A 23,727-nucleotide genomic window follows, 5' to 3' on the forward strand; every position below is an offset into this window, starting at 1 on the left:
GTCTATTTATAAATGTAATACTTATAAATTCTTATATTTTAAGAAATAGAGGCGCTTTGCCTTCTGGCATCATTTTCATCCATAAACTTTCCAAGCAGCTCATGAATGTCCGCACTCGTGCGGCATTCCAGCAGCTTCGGAAGCAGCAAGCGGCTGTCTTCCTGCCTTGTGCGGAGCAGCCGCTCTTTCACCTGCAGCAGCGAATGCGATGAAATACTAAGCTCATCGACATCAAGGCTCAGCCAAATAGGTAGCGCCTTGACATCGCCAGCCAGCTCTCCGCATACCCCCACCTTAATGCCGCTTCGGCGCGCCGCATCAATCGTGAGCTTAAGCATCCGCAGCACTGCGGGATGGAATGGCTCGTACAAATGCGAAATCTCCTCATTCATTCGGTCTACAGCAAGGGTGAACTGCACCAAATCATTCGTGCCAATGCTGAAAAAATCGACCTCGCCTGCCAGCAAATCAGCAATAATTACCGCAGCCGGAACCTCGATCATGACACCAACCTGCAAATCCCGGTTATATGGCTGGCCCTCCTGCTCGAGCTCCTGCTTCGCCTCAGCTAATACTGCATTTGCTGCACGAACTTCCTCAACCGAGGAAATGAGCGGATACATCAGCTTAACCTGTCCATAATGGCTGGCCCGCAATATCGCCCTAAGCTGTACTTTAAACAAATCCTTGCGATCCAGTGAGATGCGGATGGCACGATAGCCTAGAAACGGATTGTCTTCCTCAGCAATATTAAAATAATCGAGCTGCTTGTCACCGCCTATATCAAGCGTCCTAATAATGACCGTTTTGCCTTCCAGCTTCTCCGCTACGCTGCGGTATACGTCAAACTGCTCCTCCTCCAGTGGGAAGCGATTGCGGTCCATATATAAAAACTCGGTGCGGAACAAGCCGACGCCATGCGCCCCGCTCGATAAAGCAATCTCCAGCTCTTTGAAGGAGCTGATATTGGCCGCAAGCTCCAACCGCTTGCCATCCGGCGTTATCGGCTTATGATCGACGATATCGCGCAGACGGGTTTTCGCTTCCTGCTGCTGCCGCTGTTTCGCTGAATATAGCGCGACAATCTCCTGAGCCGGCTGTACATACATGACACCGTCACCGCCATCGAGCACGATCATCTGGCCCGTCTGAATCGGTTCCTCCAGCTTCGCTTCCACTCCAACGACGAGCGGAACGCCGAGCGCCCTCGCCATAATAGCGGAATGGGAAGTCGTGCTGCCTGCCAGCGTAACAATGCCAAGTACATTTTGCGGATTTATATGGGCAAGCTGCGAAGGAGAAAGCTCCTTGGCGACGAGAATAAACGGCTTTGTGTTGGACGGAAGCTTAATTTCCGGCACGCCAAGCAAATGCTTGAGCAGCCGATTGCCGACATCCTTTATATCCAGCGCACGCTCCTTCATATATTCATCATCCAGCAAATCAAACATCGTCACAAAGTGATCGATCGCTTCCTTGACTGCTACCTCTGCTGCCTTGTATTGCCGGCTAATAATGCCTTGAATTTCATTCATAAACACCGGGTCGTCCAAAATCGCAAGATGCGCGTCAAAAATATGGGTTTCCGAAGGACCAACCACTTCCCGCAGCTCATCCTTCATTTGCTCGATTTCGAATTTTGACGTTCGGATGCCTTCATATACTCGCTCGAACTCACGGGCAAAATCAGCAACATCGATGCGCTGCTCCGGCAGCTCCCACTCCCAGCTGGGCAATACGAAAGATTTTCCGATCGCTATGCCTGCTGACGCTCCAATACCTTGTATCATGGCCTTTCCCCTCCAACTTGTATCTCTTTAAGCACTACCGACATTACGGAAGATTGTCCTTTTTTAACGGTTTTATACGGTGCAAATCGCCATGAACGCACGAGATCCGAATTGGTAATGACCATCGGAGTCGCCAGCGATTTGCTTTCCTTGCGAACCTGCTGCAAATTGAAGCGGATGAGCAAGTCGCCTGGAAGCACCTTGTCCCCTTCTTTGACAGCGGATTTGAAATAACCTTTGCCGCCAAGCAGGGACGTGTCAATGCCGATATGAAGCAGCACCTCAAGCCCTTCCGGCGTTCGAATGCCAATCGCATGCATCGTCGGGTAAATATGAATAACTTCCCCTTTGACGGGCGAGACAAGCTCTCCTTTATCCGGTATGAAAGCAACACCGTCGCCAACCAGCTTGCCGGAAAAAATCGGATCGGGCACTTCGCTGAGCGCGATCATCTTTCCTTGCATCGGCGAGCTGAATAGCACCTGCTCTTGATCCCGCTGAATCGTATTCAAAATTTCACCGCGAATCAGCTCCGAATATGTGCCGAAGACAACCTGCACATTGCCGCCGCCAAGCCGAATGACCCCGGCTGCTCCCAAATTGCGCAGTGCCGCGATATCAAGCTGCTTCTCATTAGCTACTTTCAATCGCAGCCGGGTTATGCATGATTCCATTTTCACAATATTGTCCTTGCCGCCAATCGCCTGTAAAATAAGCGGCGCACGCTGCGGAATATCGCCAGCCCACTCATCGAGATGCGAGCCTTCCTCGCGCCCTGGAGTCGGTATTTGAAAACGGTCGATCGCCCAGCGGAACAGAAAATAATAAATGAGCCCGACCACGATACCAATGGGTATGAGCAGCCAGCCCCGCGTAGCCAAATGCTCGTTGACGATAAAATCAATCGCTCCGCCCGAGAATGAAAAGCCGTGGCGAATGCCCAGCTCATACGTCACCCACATAATGACGCCTGAGAGCAGTGCATGAACGACGAACAAATATGGCGCAACGAACAGAAAGGCAAATTCCACAGGCTCGGTCACACCGGTCAAAAAGGAAGCTAGCGCCGCGTACATGAACGTTTTGCGAATTTTAGGCTTAAGATCCTCCCTTGCCTCATGAATAATGGCAAGCGCGATAGCGGGCAGTGCAAACATCATCGTCGGATACATCCCCGCCATAAACACGCCTGCTGTCGGATCTCCAGAGAAAAACCGCGGCAAGTCGCCATACACGGTTGTCCCATCCGCCAGCGTATAACCGCCAATCTGGAACCAGAAAACATGGCTGACGAGATGATGCAGGCCAAACACGACCAAAATCCGATGGACAAAGCCATAAAGAAAAACACCGAACCCGCCTCCTGAAGCTACAATGTTGCCAAGCTCTTCAAGCATCCGTTCAATATATGGCGTGAGTCCAATCATAAATATGGAAAATAAGACCGATATAAAGCTGACGAACAGCGGAACAAACCGCGGCCCTCCAAAAAACTGTATGTATTCAGGCAGACGCAAATTTTTAAATCGTTCATAACTAAAGCCTGAGATAATGCCCATCAACGTTCCGATAAACACCGTCGGCTCAATTTCCGGCACAGCTGTCTGCGTGATGCCTACATAAATGAACATCCCGCCGAGTGCCGATAATGCAGCTGCAAGCGCATTTCCTGTCATGCCAAGCGCAATGCCTACCGCAAACAAATAAGGAAGGTAAGTAAAAATGGCATGACTTGCAGCCTGCAAATAAAGCGTTAGCTGCGGCAGTCCAATATAATCCCATGGCAATTGACTGAGGCTCGAAAATATGGCTGCTGCTGGAAGCACAATCATTGGCAGCATAAATGCTCTTCCGAGCTGCTGCAGGCTTCCTAATATATTCACTTTCGTACCCCCTTTGCTGATTAAAATGTCTTTTTCTCGATGGTAAGGCTTTCCGCACGTTTTGTCAAAGTGAAGAGCGGGCCTTTCGGCCCGCTCCTGTTGATGATTCTTCCTTATTATAACGTTACAGCGGCGAGCTTATATTAAGCTCTGCGTAAATGGCTTAGCGATTTTGGCCAGCCTGCCACCCCAATTGCGCAATGACCGGACCGGACTGTGCATAAGCGTTCGTTGCGTGGTACACCGGATTTTGACCTGTCGCCGATTGTACTGGCATGCCGCCATGCGTTTGATATTGGTTATTGGACATCCCTGCATATCCGCCGCTTGAGAAGTTTTGGTTTTGACCCGCATACCCCGTGTGGGACTGTACATAATGCTGCTGAGGGCTCGCTTGGTAGCCTAAGTGCGAGATTACCGGGTTCGTTGCATAATTAGTTGAGCCTAAGTGCGAAGTATAGCTTGAAACATGTGGCTGCGCCGTAAACGATTGGTAACCGCTGTTCGGCTGATATTGATGCTGCGTCATGCCCGTATTTTGTTGATGGCTTGGCAAATATGAAGCAGAGCTGTAGCTGTGCTGGTTCGTCGCCTGATTACCGCCGATAGGAGATTGCACAATGCTGCTTGGGTTCTGGTTAAAGGTTGGCTCGCTCAGTTGGCCTTGATAATGCGACTGTACGAAGCCCGATGGCTGATAATTGTTCGAAAACTGACCTTGTTGACCCAGTTGACCTTGCTGCCCTTGGAAATATCCTGGCTGTTGCGACATTTGATTCACGTGTTGTCCTCCTCGACATTTAAAAAGAAAGTCTTCATGAACGACATGCTGCATCGCCCCTTGAAGCCTTTCTTATTGTGCTAAGTCGATCGGTTTTTTATTACAGTCAGGTTTTGGATTTTCCTTGTGGGAGCAAAATCGAATCCTCGACCTTAATGCAGCGGTCCATAATCACTTGCAATCCACCAGCTTCAGCAATGCTCGCCGCTTCATCATTAGCTATGCCAAGCTGGAGCCATAAAATTTTCGCACCAACGGCAACGGCTTCCTCCGCTACTTGCGGGGTCTGCTCGCTGCGTCTGAACACATTGACGATGTCCACTTTAAACGGAATATCACTTAACGTCTCATAGCGGGTTTCACCCAAAATTTCTGCCGATTTCACAGCTGGATTAACTGGAATGATGCGATAGCCTTTCGCCTGCATCGCCTGCGATACCATGTAGGAGACGCGGTCAGGCTTGTCAGACAAGCCGACCACTGCTACAGTAGCGCTTTGCTCAAGCAGCCCCTTAATTTCCTCGCGTGATGGATTTTCAAATGCCATATGAACCGCTCCTCCCTTATTCCACCTATTTATTTCTTCTACCTCAAGTTTATTCTACCCACTCTACGTTCGCACCAAGCGCCTTCAGATGGTCAAAATAAATCGGGTAAGACTTCGCAACATGGTGCGCGTCACGAATTCGAATCGGCTGCTTCGAGCGCAGTCCGACAATCGAGAGTGCCATAATGACGCGGTGGTCATAATGCGCATTAATCTCGACGCCGCCTTCAACGCCTTCTGGACGTCCGTGGACGATAATTTCACTTTGACGCTCTTCTACATTCGCTCCCGCTTTGCGAAGCTCGTTCAAGTAGTCGGTAATGCGGTCGCATTCCTTATATCGCAAATTTTCAACATCATAGAAACGCGAGGTGCCTTCTGCAAATACTGCTGCTGCTACCATCGCCAGCACCGCATCCGTCGCTTGGTCGCCATCGAACTCAATGGCTTTCAGCTTGCCATTGCCCTTGACATGAACAATATCATTGTCATGAGTAAGCGGCACTTCCATCATGCGAAGCACATCCACGATCGCACGCTCGCCCTGCTTGCTTTTCTCAGCGAGACGGTGCACGATAACATCCGATTGCGTCACTGCCGCAGCCGCGAGAATCGCCGCCGAACCTGGATAATCTCCCTGTACGATATAGGTCTTCGCTTCGTAGCTTTGGCCGCCTGGAATGCGATAGCTCATCAAATCCTCGCTCGCATGAATGACGATGCCCGCTTGCTCCAGCACCTCCAGCGTTTGTCCAACAACAACCTTGGATTTCAAATCATTCAGCACTTCAATTTCACTGTCCTCTGCAAGCAGCGGAGTCAGGAACAGCAAGGCGCTCAAAAATTGCGAGCTTACAGCGCCGGACACTTGAATTTTGCCGCCCTTGGCTTGTCCGCCCTTAATCGTGATCGGCAGCTTGCCTTCATTATGGGACACTTGCACGCCAATTTGCCCAAGCGCATCAATTAAATCGCTGTGGGGGCGTTTGCCTAGCGAATCCGGATAACGGTTTACAAACGTCACATCCGGGCAAAGCGATGCGATAGCCATCAAGAAACGCAGAACAGCTCCCGCATTGCCTACGTCCAGCTCCTTTACATCCTTTGGATTGCGGCCAAAGCCGGTAATAACGATTTTCTCTTCGTCCTCTTCTACAACAGCACCCAAATCGCGAATACAGCGGCGCATCGCATCGCTGTCCTCACTGTGAGCGGGATAATAAATCGTGCTCGTGCCTTCAGCAAGAGCCGCAACAAGCAAATAGCGGGTCGTATAATTTTTCGAGGAAAGCGCTTGAATTTCCCCGCTTAGCTTAGGTGTTGGCGTAACTAAAACATCTGTCATTTATTTTGTCTCCCTTGTTTGTAATATAGTTGCGCATACGGCATGCACATTGAGCGATGTCGTATCCAGCACAAGATGCGCAAAATCGTAAGCGTGCCTGCGCTGCTCCATAATCCGGTTCACATTCGCGGCAACGTCGCCTTGCAGCAGCGGCCTTGACGAATCGGACTGCACCCTCGCAATAATCTGCTCGGCGCTAGCCTTGAGCGCGACAACGAGACTCCCGCTCAGCATCGCCTCACGATTGGCTTCACGCAAAACAGCGCCCCCACCTGTCGCAATAATAGCTGGCTCCTTGCGGCTTAGCAGCTCTTGAATCATGCCGCTCTCCAAATCACGAAAGCCTGCTTCTCCGATATCCGCAAACAGCTCTGCGACCCGCTTGCCCTGCGAGCGTTCGATTTCCTCATCGGTATCGAATCTTGCATAACCAAGCTGCTCGGCCAGCAGGCGGCTGACGGTCGATTTCCCTGTTCCCATAAAGCCTACCAGCACAATTTTGCCGTGGCGGCCTGCCTCCTGATTCATTGTCTAGTGCCCCCATCAAATTAGTGTATCCTATTAATTTCTTCAACCATCATATCATTTTTTGCAGCGAATCGGGTATAAAAAAGTTCGTTTTGCCGTATCGTTGATAATAATTAGAACGATAGGAGGGCTGCCGTCATGACCCATGATCGTGAACACTCAGCCGCACAGAAGGCGGAATTGCGTATTAGCCGTATTTTAAACCCCAATCATCCGCTTTCCCGCGAAGATGTCATCTGGATGCTCGAATATATTAAAAAAAAGGTGGCTGACGATGATCCTGGTTTAACAGGTTTGTCGCAGCCACGATTGTTGCGTAATTTTCATTGCTTTGCTGAAGCGGCCATGAGCCTCATTCATCGTGGACGCGCTTCCGACCAGGAAGCCGATCGTTTGCGGAGCTGGCTGAAGGAAGCGTCCCACGGTTTAATTGCAGCAAAAAGGAGCGAGCCGCACGAATAATGCCGCTCGCTCCTCTTAAGATCCCGATTAAGATTGAATCCAGTTATAGTGGAATGTGCCTTCTTTGTCTAGACGCTTGAACGTATGAGCGCCGAAGTAGTCGCGTTGTGCTTGAAGCAGGTTCGCTGGAAGACGCTCTGTACGGTAGCTGTCAAAGTAAGCAAGCGCACTTGCGAATGCCGGAACTGGCGTACCGTTCGATACAGCCACGGAAACCACTTCACGCCATGCGCCTTGGTACGATTCAACGATTTCCTTGAAGTAAGGATCAAGCAGCAGGTTGCGCAGATCCGCATCGCGGTTGTAAGCATCTGTAATGTTTTGCAGGAAGCGGGCACGGATAATGCAGCCGCCGCGGAAGATTTTCGCGATTTCGCCGTATTGCAGGTTCCAGTTATATTCATCGGAAGCAGCACGCATTTGAGCAAAGCCTTGCGCATAAGAGCAAATTTTACTTGCAAACAAGGCTTTGCGTACGGATTCGATGAATGCCGCTCTGTCGCCTTGGAATGGTTGTTTTGCAGGACCGCTCAGCACTTTGCTTGCTGCTACGCGCTCTTCCTTCATTGCGGACAGGAAGCGGGTAAATACGGATTCCGTAATGATGGAAAGAGGAACGCCCAAATCGAGCGAGCTTTGGCTTGTCCATTTGCCAGTACCTTTTTGACCAGCGGAGTCCAAAATCACATCTACCATCGGCTTGCCTGTTTCTTCATCGTATTTCGAGAAGATGTCGGTTGTAATTTCGATTAGGTAGCTGTCCAGCTCGCCTTTGTTCCACTCGCTGAAAATGCTGTGCAGCTCTTCAACGCTAACGTCAAGCACGTTTTTGAGCAGGTCATAAGCTTCACAAATCAGCTGCATGTCGCCGTACTCGATGCCGTTGTGCACCATTTTTACATAATGGCCTGCGCCGTCTGGTCCGATGTATGTGCAGCAAGCGTCGTCGCCGACTTTTGCCGAAATAGCTGTAAGGATTGGCTCAACCAGCTTGTAAGCTGACTCTTGTCCGCCTGGCATGATGGAAGGGCCTTTCAGTGCGCCCTCTTCGCCGCCGGATACGCCCGTGCCGATGAAGCGGATGCCTTTATCTTCAAGCGCTTTGGAACGGCGCTGTGTGTCAGGGAAATAAGCGTTGCCGCCGTCGATAATGATGTCGCCTTTATCCAGATGCGGCAACAGGGAGTCAATTGTAGCATCAGTACCAGCGCCTGCTTGTACCATGATCAGGATTTTGCGCGGCACTTCAAGCGATTGTACGAACTCTTCCACTGTATAAGCAGCAACGAGGTTTTTGCCTGCTGCTTCCTGGATCAGGTCGTCCGTTTTCTCGCGGGAGCGGTTAAATACCGACACCGTAAAGCCTCTGCTTTCAATATTAAGGGCCAAATTTTTGCCCATGACTGCCAAGCCAATTACACCGATTTGCTGTTTAGACATCTGGTTCTTCCATCCTTTGTTATTGTATTTGGGTCAACAATAGCTCTATTTTACTCCTTTTGTGCAGAGAAGAAAACTAGTAGGGTTTAAAAATATAACCAAAACACCATCAGTTTTATTGACCGCTTTAGAAAGTTTACCTTATATTGCGCCAGAATGCGACCTTCCACTAGCAAACGGCGTTGCCATTCTGAATATATTTTAAGAAAAAACAAAAAAAACGGGAATAACCGCAATGGCTGCTCCCGCTTTATCTATTTTGTGCAACCTTTGTTCTGAAATAGACGGCGTTTACAATTCGAGTTGCAGCATTTCCAGCCGCAGCTCGCCAAGCTTTGCTTTTGACGAAAGGACAGCAGCCTCATCCTCAGCTCCCAGTGCTTCATGCAGAACGGATAGCTCGTAATCAAGCTCATAGCGCAGCACCGGAGCGCGCTCCTCTGCTCGTTTGGATTGAAAAGCTTTGATCATTTCTTCCATGGTGACAAGCGGCTTCTTCTGATAAATAATCCGATGTTCCATACCGGACACCTCCACAAGTCGTATAATCTCACCGAACATAATGCTCTCAATGACGATTTGACGATCCTTCATTCGCTTGACCACCGCATGACCTCTAGAATCATTAATGAGTTTTTCCAGCAGCTCCGACAACCTCTCGTCCCGGATTACATAGTCTCCCACCATCTTGTAGCTATCCTTCATCCGCTGAAACTTAAGCTTCACCAGCTTGCGGCCTGTTCGAATCGAGATGAGAAACTGGACCTCCGTTTCGCTCCAATACAAGGAGTACCCTTCCTGAATGAGATCGCGGATGAGATTTTGGATTTGCCGCCGTTCAAATCGCAGCTCCAAATTGCAATACTCGACTTCGTGGCTCTTATTCACGGCAATCCCTCCTTCAAAACAGTGTCGTAACACCTTTCATAAATTTGACTAAATGTTCTGACAATTTGTTCTTGTTTCTATCTTATACTCCATCTTATGTTCTGGCAACTTGGTTTATTGACTAATTTTAAAGCAAAAGCTGATTTTGGGCAAAAAAATAATACAAGCCGCCCAAATTGGGCGGCTTGCAGCAAGCGCTGGATGCGCTCGAACGAATCATTTTGGAGCATCTTATCGTTTTTATGGCAGCAGCGGCGTGCGCAGCTCCTTATCCGGTGCATCCGTCGTGTAGTAATAGATGGACAAATCAAGACTGTCTCCCTCGTAGTTCCGGTAAACCTCTGTCGAGCTGTTAATGCCGTCGCCGGAGAAATTAGCGGTTAGTATTTCGCTAGGCACGCTGTCTCTCCCTTTTCCACGGAAAGTCTGGTTGACACCGCCGAACGTTTTGTCGTCGCTTTCGTTTTGGATGAACACATCTGAACCCTTACGGTAATAGGTCCATTTAACTGGATAGCCGCCTACTTCCGTCGTCATGTACTGCTTCTCTTCCTTTATATCGCTCAAATGAATGACTGCATCTTTGTCTGTATGCGTTGTTACCTCATAGCTTTGAATGAGCGTAATCGGGGTCTGCTCCGAAATGACAAGTCCCTGCGGACGCTCAAACCGTATAGCATTGTTATAAGGTTCACTGCCACCCCAAAGGTAACCCTCTAACAATGTTCCTCCTACATCGAGCTTATAGTTTTGGAAAGGGTACTGCATATATTTTTGCTCATGGCTTGTTGTAAGCCTGATTTGGGTTGGCGTTATGACAATCTGATCGATTTTAAAGCTATTCTGCTGCAAATCAATCGGCACCTGAACGTCACGTTTAATCGTGCCAGAAAGCATCTGCTGCTTGTCTAGCTCAAGCGGTATGCTCCAACCTCCGTCAATTTGTCCTTCTTCACGGGCATAGCTGAGGCTATAGGTTAAATCGCTGCTCGTTAAATCACTTAGCTTAAAATATTGCAGCATCGTATATTCACCATTAGGCCCCGGCTTCCCAAATGTACCGCTGCGGCTTGTTTTAACGAGACTGTCCCCACTCTTGATTGTTAACTCTGGGAACGCATAACCCTTTACTGTTTCATCTGTAAAGCTGAGCGCGGAGGAAAGCAAAACCTCATCCCCATTTTGCTTGAAAAGCTGGACCTCCAGCTTGCCCATCCCATCCTGATCCAAATTAAAGCGTTGTATGCCATCGCTAGTTAGGTCTAGCTCTATTGGGATGGCGGCGTTCGAAATAAAGCTTGCCCCCGATGCCGAAAAATCCACCTGATCCACCAGCTGCTCTGGCGTCCATTCCGTCTCGAAATAACCACGGTATGAATGGCTGGCCTCATCCCAGCCTCTCATCGAATAGCTGCCTTCAATCGCTTTTCCCTTTGAATCCGTCAATCGCATATCTGAAAAGGATAAATAACCGTCCTCTCCGCCCGCTGGAGCGAGACTGTAAAGCAATACTGTACGGTTGTCATCAACAACCGCCGTATGAATTGTAAAGGTCGCGCCGTCCTGTACGGCCGACTTCTCCATTTTTTGTCCCATGCCTTGAGCAAGAGCCGATTGAATACCGCTTCTGCCATTCAACAGATGAACCCAATCTAGTTGATAGGCAAAAACAGGAGTCGCCGCAACTAAAGCAATTGCCGCCGCAATCACTAGACCACGCTTCAGGCTGCGCGGCTTCTTTAACAGGCGCACCGATGCTTCCGCACCGCTGCCCTGCTGCGAGCTTGCTCCGCTAACTTGAAAACCTGCTGTTCCGACTTCTTCCTTGCTTCTGGCAGCGGCTTCAACGCCTGTATGCCCAATCCGCTGCCACATCGCCTCAAAATCAGGATAGGCTGGCGGTTCAGCTTTTTTCAAGCGCTGAATCATTTCGTTCTCTGATGGTTTCATAATGCATGCCTCCTTGTTCATAAATACCGTCTTTGGCCTCCAGCGACTGCTTCATCAGCTTTAACCCTTTGTGCAGCCGCGACTTCACCGTACCTACTGGAATACCTAGAATGTCCGCTATTTCTGGCAGTGTCTGCTCCTGCATATAGCGCAGCGCTATTACCGTGCGAATTTTCAACGGCAGCTGCTCCACGAGCCTGCTGTATTCTTGATGCGCTTCCCGCTTCTCGACCACCTGCTCCACCGTTTCCGGGTGTCTGCGCGACAGCCAGCCGCTTAAGCTTTCTTTCAGCCTCCCGTTTTTGGAGCGGCGGATTGCATTTAGACAGGAATTAACTGTCAAACGCAGCAGCCACGCTTTAAGCTGCTCAACCTGCCGCCATTCCTTGCGGAATGCCGTCACGAATACTTCCTGGCATATATCTTCTGCATCCGCTGCATTTCGGAGCATATAGTAGCACGTTTTATAGACGTCCTTGTTATATTGCTCAAACAGCTCTCTTTCCGTCATAACCCGCTTTCCCTCCTCTCGCTCTCGCCATGTACACCCTATAAACAATTAACGGAGTCAAAAGGTTCATTTTTCGCTCCTTATTTTTCTACAGCTCAATATGTAAGGCACGCTCTATATAATTCCACGCAAAAATAGTGCAAGCCCTCCCCACCAGCAAGCTGCGCCAGTGAGCAAGTACATGCACTATTGTAAACGATTCAATATGGAAGCTGAATCTTCATTATTGATGACTTGGCCGAAGCACAGCCCCACCGAAAATAAGCAGGACAACGGCGAACAGCAATAAAATCAGAATCGGCTGCGCAATATCTATGATCCCACCACCTATGCTCAGTCGGTCAATGGCCTGCAGCGCCCATTTTTGCGGCATAAAATTGGCCAGCTTCTGCAAAAACTCCGGCAGCATCGATAGCGGAAAAAAACAGCCGCTGATCATCGAGGTAGGCGTGACAATGAGCAAATTGATTTGACTCAGCTGATGGGCATTTCTCACGAGTCCCCCAACTGCCGTCATAACGCCTATCGCCGCCAGCATAAAGCATTCCAATACGAAAAGCATAGCCCCGAAGGAAACGCCCGGCGAATAACCAAACACAAAATAAGTAAGCGAGAGCACCAGCACAAGCTGAATGCTGCCAACCAATATGCTGCCTAAATAGTTGCCAAGCGCAATATCAAGGGAGCGAAGCGGCGCCGTATACATGCGCTGCATCGTCCGCATTTCCCGATCCTCCATAATGAAGCCGACAGACTGGCTGACCAGCAGCATGAGAAAAAGCAAGATCACGCCAATCATAATCGGATTGGCAGCAACGACCCCTAGCTTCATCGGAGTATGCTCTACGCTGACCGCAGGCCTCGCCTGCTGCTCCAGCAGCTCGCTAAGCTTCTCGGCATCCAGAGTAGCCCCGCCAGAGGCCGCTTGCAGCAATTCGACGGAAGCTGCCATGCTGCTCGCCTGAGCCTCAAGCGAGGATAATAGAGAGGCGTTCCACAGCTGCTCCGTCCACCGATATAGCACCGGCTGTGGCTGCTCGCCGGCAAGCAAGCGCTCCGTGAAATCGGCGGGAATAAAAATCGCCGCATCTGCGTCACCAGCTGCAACAGCTTCCCTAACCAGCTTGCCCGTCGAATCTGTCTCCATTTTCACCTCATAAAGCGAGTCCTTATTGACAAGGTCCAGCATATAAGCGCCGAAAGCTCCTCGATCTGCATTGCTGACAGCAATAATTTCTTTATCCGCTTGCAGGCTGCTGAACAAACCAGCGATAACCGACAAGGCGATTGCAGGAAGCAGTACATTTAGAAAAAAGCCCCGGCGCGTGCCCATCGTTCTGCGAATGAGCTGCATCGCAATTGGCAAGCTACGCATGCTGCTTCACCACCTTAGGCAAGCGAATAATCGCTGCAATGGCTAGTACTGCGGCTATAGCCGCCAAAATACCGATATTTTGCCAAACGAGGACACTGCTTGATCCATCCATCAGCCCACGCAGCGCCGCATTGGCCCAATAATTAATATTCAGCTTGCTGATGAGACCCAGCTTATTCTGAACCATCGCAACCATACCTCCGCTTAAAAAAGTCATGCTGAAAATAAGCGTGTTAAACAGCGTCTGCATCGTTTTAACGGTTTTGGCAAAAGAAGCTATCGTCAGTGCTAGTCCAGAGCCAGCGATAATGGTCAGCAGTGAGACGAGCGCGATTCCCCCGTACGCCCCTCCCCAATCAACGCCGTAAACATACTTGGTAAAAACAATCATAATAATCGTCTGCATCACGCCGAGCAGTGCCGCTCCACTAATAATGCCGGCTACAACCGCACTGAGCGAAGCAGGGATGCCATACAAGCGCTGCAAGGTTCCTTCTCTTTTTTGCCGCAGCAGCGAAATGGCTCCCGTCATGCCGCCATACTGCAAAAACATGATCAAATAAGCGACAGAATAATACTGAATAGCCGATACAGAACCGAAGGATTGATCCGCTCCCCCGCCCAGCGTCTGTACTTTAACGAGTGCGGCAGCATCCGTCTGGCGGTTGTCCAGCGCGGATAAGCTTTCGGGCCCAAGCACCTTGAAGGCCGCCGCCTGCATGTTCACCTGAGACAGGTACGCACGAACGATAGAATGGGCCGCAATGTTTTTACTCCCGTCATGGCCTTCGAGAGTGTGCCAGCTAACGCTTTCTCCCGCTGCAAGCTTGTCGGAATAATCCGCAGGAATAATAACGCCGTAATCGGCCGTTCCATCCTGCACCGCCTCCCGCACCTGAGCCTCCGAGGAGAGCGCTATGGGACGGGCGTATGGAAGGATGTCAGCCCCTTGCCAAAAAGCATCTACACCTTCTCGCAACGTCCCTTGATCGGCATTGTATACCGCCACCTTCGCTGGCTTTATTTCACTGTCAAAAGCACTGCCTAGCAAATAGATGAGCAGCAGTGGAAGCCCCGCGAGCACCACAAGCAGCGTGTGCATTCGGCTCATCTTTATCCATTCATAGGTTAACGCAATCCACCATGTCCGCATGCTTTCGCACCTCCTATTCATCGCGCAGCGAGCGGCCGGTCAGCTGGAGGAACAACGACTCCAAATTCGGCTCGACGCGAGTCAGCTGGCGCAGCGAAATGCCATGCTTTTGCAATATAAACAGCAAATCCTGAAGCACGGAAGGCGAGTCCTTCACGGTGACCTCAAGCCTCCGCTGGCCATCCTGTTCTTCTATCTGCTTAACTGCCGGATGCTCGCCCATCTCCTTCGCCGCAGCCTGATGGGCCTGATTGACTTCGAAAATAATCCGCTCCTCCTGCCCGACCTGCTGCCTCAGCTGCTCCTTGCTGCCGCAGGCGATGAGCTTGCCTTTATCGACAATGCCAATTCGCGAGCAAATGGCGTCTACCTCCTCCATATAATGGCTTGTGTATATAATGGCTGACCCCAGACGGTTAAGCTCGCGCACCGACTCCAAAATATGATTGCGCGACTGCGGATCGATGCCAACCGTCGGCTCATCCATAATAATCAGCTTTGGGCGATGGGTAATCGCGCAAGCAATGTTAAGTCTCCGTTTCATGCCGCCCGAAAACGTTGACGGCTTGTCTTTTGCCCGCTCCAGCAGCCCAACAAATTGCAGCGACTCCTCCACCCGCTGCTTCAGCAGCTTGCCTCTGAGTCCATACAGCTTTGCGAAAAAGGATACATTTTCCCAAGCGGTAAGCATGTCGTAAATCGCCAGCTCCTGCGGCACTAGGCCAATGAGGCGCTTGACCTCCAGCGGCTGCTTGCGAATGGAATATCCCCCTACCGTAATTTCGCCGCCGCTCAGAGGCAGCAGCCCCGAAAGCATATGGATCGATGTGCTTTTCCCCGCCCCATTGGGCCCAAGCAGTCCGAATATTTCGCCTTCGCCAATATCAAAAGTCAAATGGTTGACGGTAATGGTGCTGTCATATTTTTTAACGACATCTTTAAATGTTACTAGGCTCATATAGCCCTCATCCTCCCTATTCATCATCTTGTGTCCATTATAAAACGCCGCTTGCAAGCATACAGCTCTACAAAGTCACAAAATGAAGGTGACGAAAGTCATATCATTAGCGCCTGCTGTATACAGCCGGTTTTTGGGCGATTATGCTATAATGAAACGATAGGAATCAAAATGAAAAAACGCCTTAGGACGATAAAAGCCTATTGCGCTGCGGGAGCTAATCCGACATGAATGTACCGTTTCACTGGTTTCGAGGCCTATTGATTGCTGTACCCGCAGTCATCAGCGTATTCTCGATTTCAGCCGCAAGCTATGCCTTTTATACGATCGGCGTCTTGATAGCATTGTCTGTCATTAAACTAGATACGCTGTTTCCTAAATACGCGGTGCTGATTTTGTTTTTGGAGCTGCTTGGCTTCGGATGGTTCGCCTATCATTATGGCGGCGTCTTGTTCCTGCTCCTCTTCTCTACTTTAATAGCAGCCTTAAGCACGAAGCCATCAGCTGGTATGGCCGCAATATGGATCATGGCTGGAGGGGCATGCCTCTGGATCGCCATGTACGGTCTAGCGCCGAGCATGATGGCTGCAATGCTGCTGTTGTGGCTGACGATTGGGGCGGTGCTGCAGGCTACCCAGCAGGTAGAGGGCAAGCGAAGCCAAGTGGAGACGCTGTATGCAGCGCTTGCGCAAAGCCATGAGGAGCTGGAAGCCGCAAGGCGCCGCATGCAGAGCTATGCCTCGCAAATCGAGCAATACGCGCAGACTGAAGAACGCAATCGCATTGCGCGAGACATACATGATGATCTCGGACATCGCTTAATCCGGGTGAAAATGATGTCCGAGGCCGCGCTGCATCTATTTCAGGCGGACCCTGCCCGCGCACAGACGATGGTCGGGCAAATTCGCGACCAGTTGCAGGACAGCATGGAGCGGATGCGCCAAACCGTGCGCAGGCTCGCGGTGCCCAGCGAAGGAGACTCCAGGCAATATGCGCTGGACCGCCTCGTTAAAGATTCCGGCGAAGCGCTCGGCATCGCAGTCGCCTTTGAGGTGCAGGGAAATCCACTCCCTCTCTACCCGAGCATGGAATTTATTTTGTTCAAAAACGCGCAGGAAGCCATTACAAATGCGGTTCGCCACGGAGGCGCCACAAGGGTAAAGGTTACACTGCTATTTCGACCGCACACCGTAGCCTTAACGATCGCCAACAATGGCGCTGTGCCCGAAGGGACCATTACAGCAGGGCTTGGCATGCGCGGCATGCGAGAGCGTATATCATTAATCGGTGGAAAGCTGTCTTGGCAAGCGGAGGATAGCTTCAGCGTGACGACCGAGCTCCCGCTGCTAGGCGGCGCTAGCGGTGCTGACGAGAAACATGCATTTGTGAAAGGCTAGGAGGAGGCCGCTGCTATGATTACCGTATTAATTGTAGATGACGATCCGTTTATTCGGGAAAGCATGCAGGTTATTTTGCAGCTCGACCCGGAGCTCATCGTGGCGGGAGTATGTGCCGACGGCAAGGCCGCAGCTGATTTTGTGCAAAGGACGAAGGTCGATGTCGTACTGATGGATATTCGCATGCCCGGCTGTGATGGCGTCGAAGGCACGCGGCTCATTCGGGCATTGGAGCAGCCCCCTGCCGTCCTCATCCTGACCACCTTCGATGATGACGACTATATTGTGCAGGCAATCCGCTGCGGCGCCGGCGGCTATTTGCTGAAGAATGTACCGCCAAGCCGTATTATTAATGGCATTAAAACCGTTTTTGAAGGCTCGCTGCTCATTCATCCCGATATCGCCCGCAAGCTGGCGGGCATGATTACGATGCCAGACGCAGAAGATGCTGCGCTGACCGAGCTTTCTCCGGAAGAGCGGACCAGCAGTGAGCTAGCGGCACGTTACAGCTTGACGCAGGCCGAGCAGCAAATTATTCGCCTCGTTGCCGATGGACAATCGAACAAGGAAATTGCCTCCTCGCTTTTTTTGAGCGAAGGCACGATCAAAAACTATATTTCCGATATGCTTCACAAGCTGGGGCTGCGGGATCGTACGCAAATGGCGATTTTTTATTTGAAATTATCATTCATTCCAAGCAAGGAGAGATAAACGTATGAGCATAAATACGATAGCGAATAGCACGACCGAGCTTAAAGGATTTACACAAGAGGATTTCGATGTGTTTCAGCTTCAGGGACTAGCGGAGCGGATGGCGGGAATCCAGGAAAAAATCCAGCCTAAGTTCCACGCCATTGGCGAGCGCTTGCGCATCGAGCTTTCCGTGCAGGCAGGCGACGAAATGTTTTTGCACGTAGCAAAGCATGCCCGCCGCTCCGTAAATCCGCCTAAGGATACGTGGCTCGCGATTTGCAATAATAAGCGCGGGTATAAGGCACATCCGCATTTTCAACTGGGCCTTTTTGACGATCATCTGTTTATATGGTTCGCCCTCATTTACGAGACGCCGAATAAATCCCGCATCGCCTCCGCTTACTTAAACGAGCTGGATGAGGTCATCGCGCAGGTTCCTTCCTCCTATGTCATTTCGCTGGATCATACGAAAAAGGAATCCGTACCCGTCAGCGAAATGACAGGCGAGCAATGGAAGCATGCCCTCGTCCGCTTCCGCGACGTGAAGAAGTCAGAGCTGCTCATCGGCCAGCATATTGCGGCCGACGACCCGATTTTGCGCGATGGCGAAGCGCTTGTGAAGCTTGCCTCCTCAACCTATGAATCGCTGCTACCGCTGTATCGCCGCTCGCTCGTGCAGGAATAAGACACATAAAATATCGCATACGCAAAAAGCCGCTGCCCTTGTATTTTGCAAGGTGCAGCGGCTTTTTTCCTATTAGCAGATATTTCGGACATGGGGGATGATGGCCTGATTAGTATGAGTTCGTTTATCGCTGATTATTTCGATAGCTTGCTTTTCAGCAGCCTTGCCAAGTAGTAGACAGCAACTCCAAGCAGCATGACGAGCAATACCTGCAGCCACGCCCAAATAGGAGTGTTGTCCTCCCAGCTAATAGTTACGGTACTTTGCAAGTAGTCAACAGATGCATATTGTTCTGTTATATCGGGGACATAATGTTCGGTTATATACACGCCACCGATTATTTGCACACCATAAAAAACAATGACAAAGGCAACTCCTGTCAGCAATGCGCGAAAAATCGTTTTTTTCATCTACTTCACCTCTCTTTGCATTCATATCCTCATATTACCATATATTTTTGCGAAAAATTAAATAGCTGTCCCTTTTGTTCTTCATATAAAACACAACTCGAGGCATTCCTTGCTGATGCCCAAAGCGACTGAAACAAGCCTTTCCACTCCATCGTGATTATAGTATTATCACTATATAAGGGAGGAGAGTTAATTTATGGTGAAAAAACTGATCATCGGAGACGTCATGCATGAGCTGACTAATACGCGCCGAATACTGGAGCGCTTGCCCGAGGAGCATTTGATGTGGAAACCACATGAAAAATCGATGACATTGGGAGGGCTCGTCACGCACCTGGTCAACCTGCTGAACTGGCAATTGGCTATTTTCCATTCTCCGGAATTCGATCTAGCGACCACGCCGTTTCGGCGGGAAGCTTTGGAAAGACGCGAGGACGTACTGGAGGAATTCGATACGAACGTCGTCAAGCTAGAAAAGCTGTTAGCCGATTGCGATGAGAAAACACTCGGGGAGGAATGGACCTTGCGCAGCGGCGACCATATCATTCTGCGCCAACCGCGGGCGCTCGCGCTTCGCACCTTCGGACTCAGCCATATGGTCCACCATCGGGCCCAGCTTGGGGTATATTACCGGCTGCTCGATATTCCGGTGCCTGCTCTCTACGGTTCATCAGCCGACGAAGAAGGCAAATGAATGTAGACTGAATGTAGACGCACCGAACAGTCGCGGGACATCGGTCACTTCTCATTTGCGTTTAGCCAAAAAGTCCCCTAAGAAATGAAAATAGAGCTGCCCGAAGGCAGCCCCAAATAGAGTTATTATGTTTGATCTGGATGTCGGTATTGTAGAAATCAGGCTTGCGCTACCGACTTCTTTTTATCCATTTGCCGGAATTGTACGAGCAGCAGCAGCGCTGCCAAACATAGAATGCCCCCTGATACATATGGAAGCCTTAAATCAAGCGTGAACAGGAATGTACCTGCCAGCGGCCCCGCAATACGTCCCAAGCTGTCCATCGACGAGCTGAGCCCTGAGGCAACGCCCTGTCCAACCGTCGTCTTCTGAGTAATTAATGACGTTACACAAGGGCGAATGAGCGCATTGCCGATGCCGAATACGGCCAAGGAAAGTGTCGCCCACCAAAGCGAATGCGCAGCGAGCAGCATGAAAAAGCCGATGCTGGATATGACTAGGCCAATGGCAATGTATTTGCCCTCTTCTCCCGCCTTGATTCGTCTGCGCACGACACCGCCTTGAATTAACGCTCCAACAAAGCCGCAGACGAAAAATAAAATCCCCACCTGCAGCGGCGTTACATCAAAGCGCCTCATGCCGAAAAACTGCAACGTCGCTTCCAATCCTGCCAGCGTAAACGTGACGAAAAAAGCCAGTATGTACAAATATTTTAGCGGCCCGGTAAAAGCTTTCCAGCGCGACTCGCGGCGGCTTGACCCACTGCGGCGCTGCTCCGGTGCAAGCGACTCCTTGAGCTTGGCCCATGCGAGCACGAATGTAATCAGCGCAAGCGCAGAAGCTGCATAAAACGGCGTTTCCAGCGACACAAGGCTTAACAGTCCGCCAAAGCCAGGTCCAATCGTAAAGCCAAGGCCGATTGACATGCCGACCAGTCCCATGCCCTTGGTGCGTTCCTCAGGCGTTGTAATATCCGCTACGTAAGCAACAATAACCGAGGTTACCGCACCGGAAAACAAGCCTCCCAGCACTCGGGATAAATACATCAGCGTCAAATTGCCCGACGACAAGCCGAATAAGACAAAGCTTAGAGCGAAGCCAAGTACGCCAATGAGAATGATAGGCCGTCTGCCGATTCGGTCAGACAAGCTTCCCCATACCGGAGAAAGCACAAACGATACAGCCGAATATACCGCGAGCATTAAGCCCGTATGCGCCTCCGCGCCAAGCGGGTCTGCTGCTTTAATAATTTCGGGCATGACCGGGATAATAATCCCGAAGCCAATAAATGTTGTCATTAAGGTAGCCATTACAATTAACAAGCGTCTGTCCATTAAGCTCATCCCCTCCACACGTTATGTTATCATAACTGGCTGTTTTCTGGTAATGAACAAATGGAGAACAAATAGGACAAGCAGCATTGCTCCGCTTACTAGAAATGGCGCCTGATGGCCGAAGGTATCCCACAGCTTGCCGGATAAAATCGTGCCCAGCACCATGCCTGAGCCTTCAATCGTCAGGAAGAAGCCCCATACCGCACCACGCTCCGCCTTCGGAATCGCTTGGGCAATTAAAGCATTCCAGGCCGGAATGATGCAGGCATAGCCAATGCCTACAATCGCCACAATAACAAGTACAAGCGGCAGCGAACGGGTCATGCCAAGCAGCGGCAGCGAGATGGCGGCGAGGAGAAACCCGACATGCAAAAACCATTTTGTCCCGACCCGGTCCACAAGCTTCCCTACCGGAATGAGTCCCAGCACCGTAATGGCGCCGCCAGCGATGAGAAACCAGCTGTACTGGGCGGGCGTCAGATGGAGCACCGAACGTGCGAACAGCGTTAAGATCGGTGTCAGCAGGCCAAGCGAGAAGTTCTGCACAAACATAGCCGGATAAAGCAGCTTGCTGGCATGAAGCGACTTGCCTACTTTGGCAAAATAACGGCTGGCGCGAACTTTGAACGGCTCTCTGGCAGCATCGCCTTTTCCTGCTGCATGCGAAGCCGTCTGTGACCCAGACTCTTCCGCTGCACCTGAACGCTGCTTCATGCGCCCGCGTCCGGGCAGAAACATCGTCGTCAGCACAACGACGATCATACCGCCAATGATGAGGCGGAAAGCTGCCGTATACGAGCTGGATAGCAGAAAATTAATCGCAATTGGCCCCGCACCCACACCGACCAGCCAAGCAACATAGACAACACTCATCGCCCGGCCATTCGCTTCCTCGCCAGCCTCCTCTGTCGCCCCTGTAATGACGCACGGCCATAGTGGGGACGTCCCAATGCCAAGCAGCAGACAAGCGGCAACTATCCAGCTTGTATGATGGGCAAAAGCGACCAGTAATACGGCCGTAAAGGTCAGCACAATACCCGCAAGCATCACAGAGCGGTAGCCCAAACGGTCAATGAGCCAGCCAATCGGGCTGCGAAACAAATTATCGCCAATATATTGCAGCGCCAGTGCCCAGCCAATCGCGTAGGCTGATAAGCCAAGCACCGTTCCCATGTACACAGGCAGAATGGAAATGAGCAGCGCTCCCTTTACAAATTCAATAATAAACATAATGATCAGCAGTTGAATAATAAAAGGGGAGCGCCAAATAACGACGCCGGATGGCTTTTTGCCTGTACGTTCTTTCATTTATTATCGAGCCTCCGTTTCTGCCGCAAGCAAGCGTTTAAAAAAAAGCTTCTTGCATTCCGACTTGTTTTTGCTATACTCAACCTTGTTTGTATTTTAACTAGAGAGGCAGGGATGAAAGCGATGGATCATAACAAAACCCCGCTCTTCAGCGCATTACGCCGCCATGCGGAACAGAATCCAACCCAATTTCATATTCCAGGACATAAGAAAGGGTTAGGCAGCGATGCCGAATTTCGTGCATTTATCGGCGATAACGCGTTATCGATCGATTTAATAAATATAGCTCCGCTGGATGACCTGCATCAGCCTACCGGTGTTATTGAGGAAGCCCAGAAGCTTGCAGCCGATGCTTTCGGCGCAGATTATACTTATTTTTCCGTGCAAGGCACGAGCGGTGCCATTATTACGATGATCATGAGCGTCTGCCTTCCCGGCGATAAAATCATCGTCCCGCGCAATGTGCATAAGTCCATTATGGCGGCAATTATTTTTGCAGGTGCCCGTCCGATCTTTATCTCACCCGTGCGTGACGAAAATCTCGGCATTGATCACGGCATTACGACACGCGCTGTCAAACGTGCGCTGGACAAGCATCCCGACTCTAAAGCCGTGCTTGTTATCAACCCGACGTATTACGGCGTATGTGCCGATCTGAAGGAAATCGTTGATCTGGTGCATACATTCGATATTCCTGTGCTGGTAGATGAAGCGCATGGCGTGCTCATTCATTTCAATGAAAAGCTTCCGATGTCCGCCATGCAGGCTGGCGCAGATATGGCAGCGACGAGCGTTCATAAGCTGGGCGGCTCCATGACGCAAAGCTCCGTGCTGAACGTACGCGGAGGCCGGGTTAATCCCCACCGTATTCAAACGATTATCAGCATGCTGACGACAACGTCGACGTCTTATATTTTGCTGTCGTCGCTCGATACGTCGCGGCGAAATTTGGCTCTAAACGGCCACAAGCTGGCTGAACAAGCGATCGAGCTGGCCGAGTATGCCCGCAAGAGCATCAATGAAATTTCCGGCCTGTACTGCTTTGGACGGGAAATATTAGGTGGAGAGGCTACCTTTGATCTCGACCCAACCAAGGTCGCTATTCATGTCCGCCATCTCGGCATTACCGGCTATGAGACAGAAAACTGGCTCCGTGACCATTTCAACCTCGAAATTGAAATGAGCGATATGTATAACATTCTTTGCCTTGTTACGCCGGGTGATACATCCGATTCAATAGAAAAATTGCTGGAGGCGCTGCGTGCGCTATCGAACAGCTTCCATGAAGGCGCCGAGGCTCGCGAGCTCGTTGTCAAAATCCCAGATATTCCACAGCTGTCGCTCTCGCCTCGCGATGCTTTCTATGGACAGACCGAGGTCGTTCCGTTCAAAGAGTCGGCCGGCCGGATTATTGCCGAATTTATTTATGTTTACCCGCCAGGCATCCCGATTCTACTCCCAGGCGAGGTTATTTCCCAGAAAAATATTGACTATATTGTGGAGCATGTTGAAGTTGGCCTCCCTGTTAAAGGTCCAGAGGACCGCAATGTTGAATTCGTTAAAGTAATTTTCGAGGAAACGGCTATTTCCTAATA

General features: G+C 50.6%; 22 protein-coding genes. 6 read left to right on the top strand and 16 right to left on the bottom strand.

Going from position 1 to position 23,727, the window contains the following annotated elements; translation table 11 throughout:
• Window positions 1-38: 38 nt before the first annotated feature.
• From ptsP to ACSR9A_RS22140, 6 genes are all read right to left on the bottom strand, one after another.
• Window positions 39-1,790 carry a phosphoenolpyruvate--protein phosphotransferase gene (gene ptsP, locus ACSR9A_RS22115; RefSeq protein WP_473759484.1) on the bottom strand — a complete coding sequence of 584 codons (1,752 nt, stop codon included), beginning with the start codon at window positions 1,788-1,790 and terminating at the stop codon, window positions 39-41.
• Window positions 1,787-3,673 carry a glucose PTS transporter subunit IIA gene (locus ACSR9A_RS22120; protein WP_473759485.1) on the bottom strand — a complete coding sequence of 629 codons (1,887 nt, stop codon included), beginning with the start codon at window positions 3,671-3,673 and terminating at the stop codon, window positions 1,787-1,789. The genes ptsP and ACSR9A_RS22120 overlap by 4 nt, the downstream gene beginning before the upstream one ends.
• Before the next feature lie 163 nt (window positions 3,674-3,836).
• The gene (locus ACSR9A_RS22125; protein WP_473759486.1) at window positions 3,837-4,454 is read right to left on the bottom strand and encodes a hypothetical protein; all 618 of its coding nucleotides are present in this window, start codon (window positions 4,452-4,454) and stop codon (window positions 3,837-3,839) included.
• 106 nt (window positions 4,455-4,560) lie between these two features.
• Window positions 4,561-5,001 carry a CoA-binding protein gene (locus ACSR9A_RS22130; protein ID WP_473759487.1) on the bottom strand — a complete coding sequence of 147 codons (441 nt, stop codon included), beginning with the start codon at window positions 4,999-5,001 and terminating at the stop codon, window positions 4,561-4,563.
• A gap of 49 nt (window positions 5,002-5,050) precedes the next feature.
• On the bottom strand, window positions 5,051-6,346 hold the full coding sequence (aroA, locus tag ACSR9A_RS22135; RefSeq protein ID WP_473759488.1) for a 3-phosphoshikimate 1-carboxyvinyltransferase: 1,296 nt from the start codon (window positions 6,344-6,346) through the stop codon (window positions 5,051-5,053).
• Entirely contained in the window at window positions 6,347-6,874 is a 528-nt protein-coding gene (locus ACSR9A_RS22140; RefSeq protein WP_473759489.1) for a shikimate kinase, read from the bottom strand. It lies immediately after the preceding gene.
• A 138-nt stretch (window positions 6,875-7,012) separates the two neighbouring features.
• On the opposite strand from ACSR9A_RS22140, the gene ACSR9A_RS22145 reads away from it, so the two are divergent.
• A complete protein-coding gene (locus ACSR9A_RS22145; RefSeq protein WP_473759490.1) occupies window positions 7,013-7,336 on the top strand; it encodes a hypothetical protein in 324 nt (107 codons plus the stop codon).
• A 27-nt stretch (window positions 7,337-7,363) separates the two neighbouring features.
• Here the strand turns inward: ACSR9A_RS22145 and gndA are convergent, their stop codons facing one another.
• The 7 genes from gndA to ACSR9A_RS22180 form a co-directional block, all read right to left on the bottom strand.
• The gene (gndA, locus tag ACSR9A_RS22150; RefSeq protein ID WP_056038723.1) at window positions 7,364-8,776 is read right to left on the bottom strand and encodes an NADP-dependent phosphogluconate dehydrogenase; all 1,413 of its coding nucleotides are present in this window, start codon (window positions 8,774-8,776) and stop codon (window positions 7,364-7,366) included.
• 291 nt (window positions 8,777-9,067) lie between these two features.
• Window positions 9,068-9,664: a hypothetical protein gene (locus ACSR9A_RS22155; RefSeq protein ID WP_473759491.1), complete on the bottom strand. Its 597-nt coding sequence runs from the start codon at window positions 9,662-9,664 to the stop codon at window positions 9,068-9,070.
• Between the two features lie 240 nt (window positions 9,665-9,904).
• Window positions 9,905-11,614 carry a DUF4179 domain-containing protein gene (locus ACSR9A_RS22160; protein WP_473759492.1) on the bottom strand — a complete coding sequence of 570 codons (1,710 nt, stop codon included), beginning with the start codon at window positions 11,612-11,614 and terminating at the stop codon, window positions 9,905-9,907.
• Window positions 11,568-12,125: an RNA polymerase sigma factor gene (locus ACSR9A_RS22165; protein ID WP_473759494.1), complete on the bottom strand. Its 558-nt coding sequence runs from the start codon at window positions 12,123-12,125 to the stop codon at window positions 11,568-11,570. The genes ACSR9A_RS22160 and ACSR9A_RS22165 overlap by 47 nt, the downstream gene beginning before the upstream one ends.
• 223 nt (window positions 12,126-12,348) lie before the next feature.
• On the bottom strand, window positions 12,349-13,500 hold the full coding sequence (locus ACSR9A_RS22170; RefSeq protein WP_473759495.1) for an ABC transporter permease: 1,152 nt from the start codon (window positions 13,498-13,500) through the stop codon (window positions 12,349-12,351).
• A complete protein-coding gene (locus ACSR9A_RS22175; protein WP_473759496.1) occupies window positions 13,493-14,653 on the bottom strand; it encodes an ABC transporter permease in 1,161 nt (386 codons plus the stop codon). The genes ACSR9A_RS22170 and ACSR9A_RS22175 overlap by 8 nt, the downstream gene beginning before the upstream one ends.
• 13 nt (window positions 14,654-14,666) lie before the next feature.
• On the bottom strand, window positions 14,667-15,611 hold the full coding sequence (locus ACSR9A_RS22180; RefSeq protein WP_473759497.1) for an ABC transporter ATP-binding protein: 945 nt from the start codon (window positions 15,609-15,611) through the stop codon (window positions 14,667-14,669).
• Between the two features lie 227 nt (window positions 15,612-15,838).
• Here ACSR9A_RS22180 and ACSR9A_RS22185 point away from each other — a divergent pair, with 227 nt between their 5' ends.
• From ACSR9A_RS22185 to ACSR9A_RS22195, 3 genes are read left to right on the top strand one after another with little or no spacing between them, the layout of a single operon-like run.
• Window positions 15,839-17,008, top strand: coding sequence for a sensor histidine kinase (locus tag ACSR9A_RS22185; RefSeq protein ID WP_473759498.1), 1,170 nt, complete (start codon window positions 15,839-15,841; stop codon window positions 17,006-17,008).
• Window positions 17,009-17,023: 15 nt separating this feature from the next.
• Window positions 17,024-17,719, top strand: a complete 696-nt coding sequence (locus ACSR9A_RS22190) for a response regulator transcription factor (RefSeq protein ID WP_473759499.1) — start codon at window positions 17,024-17,026, stop codon at window positions 17,717-17,719.
• A 4-nt stretch (window positions 17,720-17,723) separates the two neighbouring features.
• Entirely contained in the window at window positions 17,724-18,386 is a 663-nt protein-coding gene (locus ACSR9A_RS22195; RefSeq protein WP_473759500.1) for a DUF1054 domain-containing protein, read from the top strand.
• Between the two features lie 134 nt (window positions 18,387-18,520).
• Here ACSR9A_RS22195 and ACSR9A_RS22200 read toward each other — a convergent pair whose 3' ends face one another.
• Complete coding sequence (locus tag ACSR9A_RS22200; protein ID WP_473759501.1) at window positions 18,521-18,796, bottom strand: hypothetical protein; 276 nt, start codon at window positions 18,794-18,796, stop codon at window positions 18,521-18,523.
• Between the two features lie 196 nt (window positions 18,797-18,992).
• Here ACSR9A_RS22200 and ACSR9A_RS22205 point away from each other — a divergent pair, with 196 nt between their 5' ends.
• Window positions 18,993-19,490 (top strand): DinB family protein, encoded by a 498-nt coding sequence (locus ACSR9A_RS22205; RefSeq protein WP_473759503.1) that lies wholly within the window; start codon window positions 18,993-18,995, stop codon window positions 19,488-19,490.
• 158 nt (window positions 19,491-19,648) lie between these two features.
• On the opposite strand, the gene ACSR9A_RS22210 is transcribed toward ACSR9A_RS22205, so the two are convergent.
• Window positions 19,649-20,824 (bottom strand): MFS transporter, encoded by a 1,176-nt coding sequence (locus tag ACSR9A_RS22210; RefSeq protein ID WP_473759505.1) that lies wholly within the window; start codon window positions 20,822-20,824, stop codon window positions 19,649-19,651.
• Window positions 20,825-20,845: 21 nt separating this feature from the next.
• Window positions 20,846-22,132 carry an MFS transporter gene (locus ACSR9A_RS22215; RefSeq protein ID WP_473759506.1) on the bottom strand — a complete coding sequence of 429 codons (1,287 nt, stop codon included), beginning with the start codon at window positions 22,130-22,132 and terminating at the stop codon, window positions 20,846-20,848.
• A gap of 123 nt (window positions 22,133-22,255) precedes the next feature.
• On the opposite strand from ACSR9A_RS22215, the gene ACSR9A_RS22220 reads away from it, so the two are divergent.
• Window positions 22,256-23,725 carry an aminotransferase class I/II-fold pyridoxal phosphate-dependent enzyme gene (locus tag ACSR9A_RS22220; RefSeq protein ID WP_473759507.1) on the top strand — a complete coding sequence of 490 codons (1,470 nt, stop codon included), beginning with the start codon at window positions 22,256-22,258 and terminating at the stop codon, window positions 23,723-23,725.
• Window positions 23,726-23,727: the final 2 nt, after the last annotated feature.

It is taken from the genome of Paenibacillus sp. R-74696, assembly GCF_055814915.1.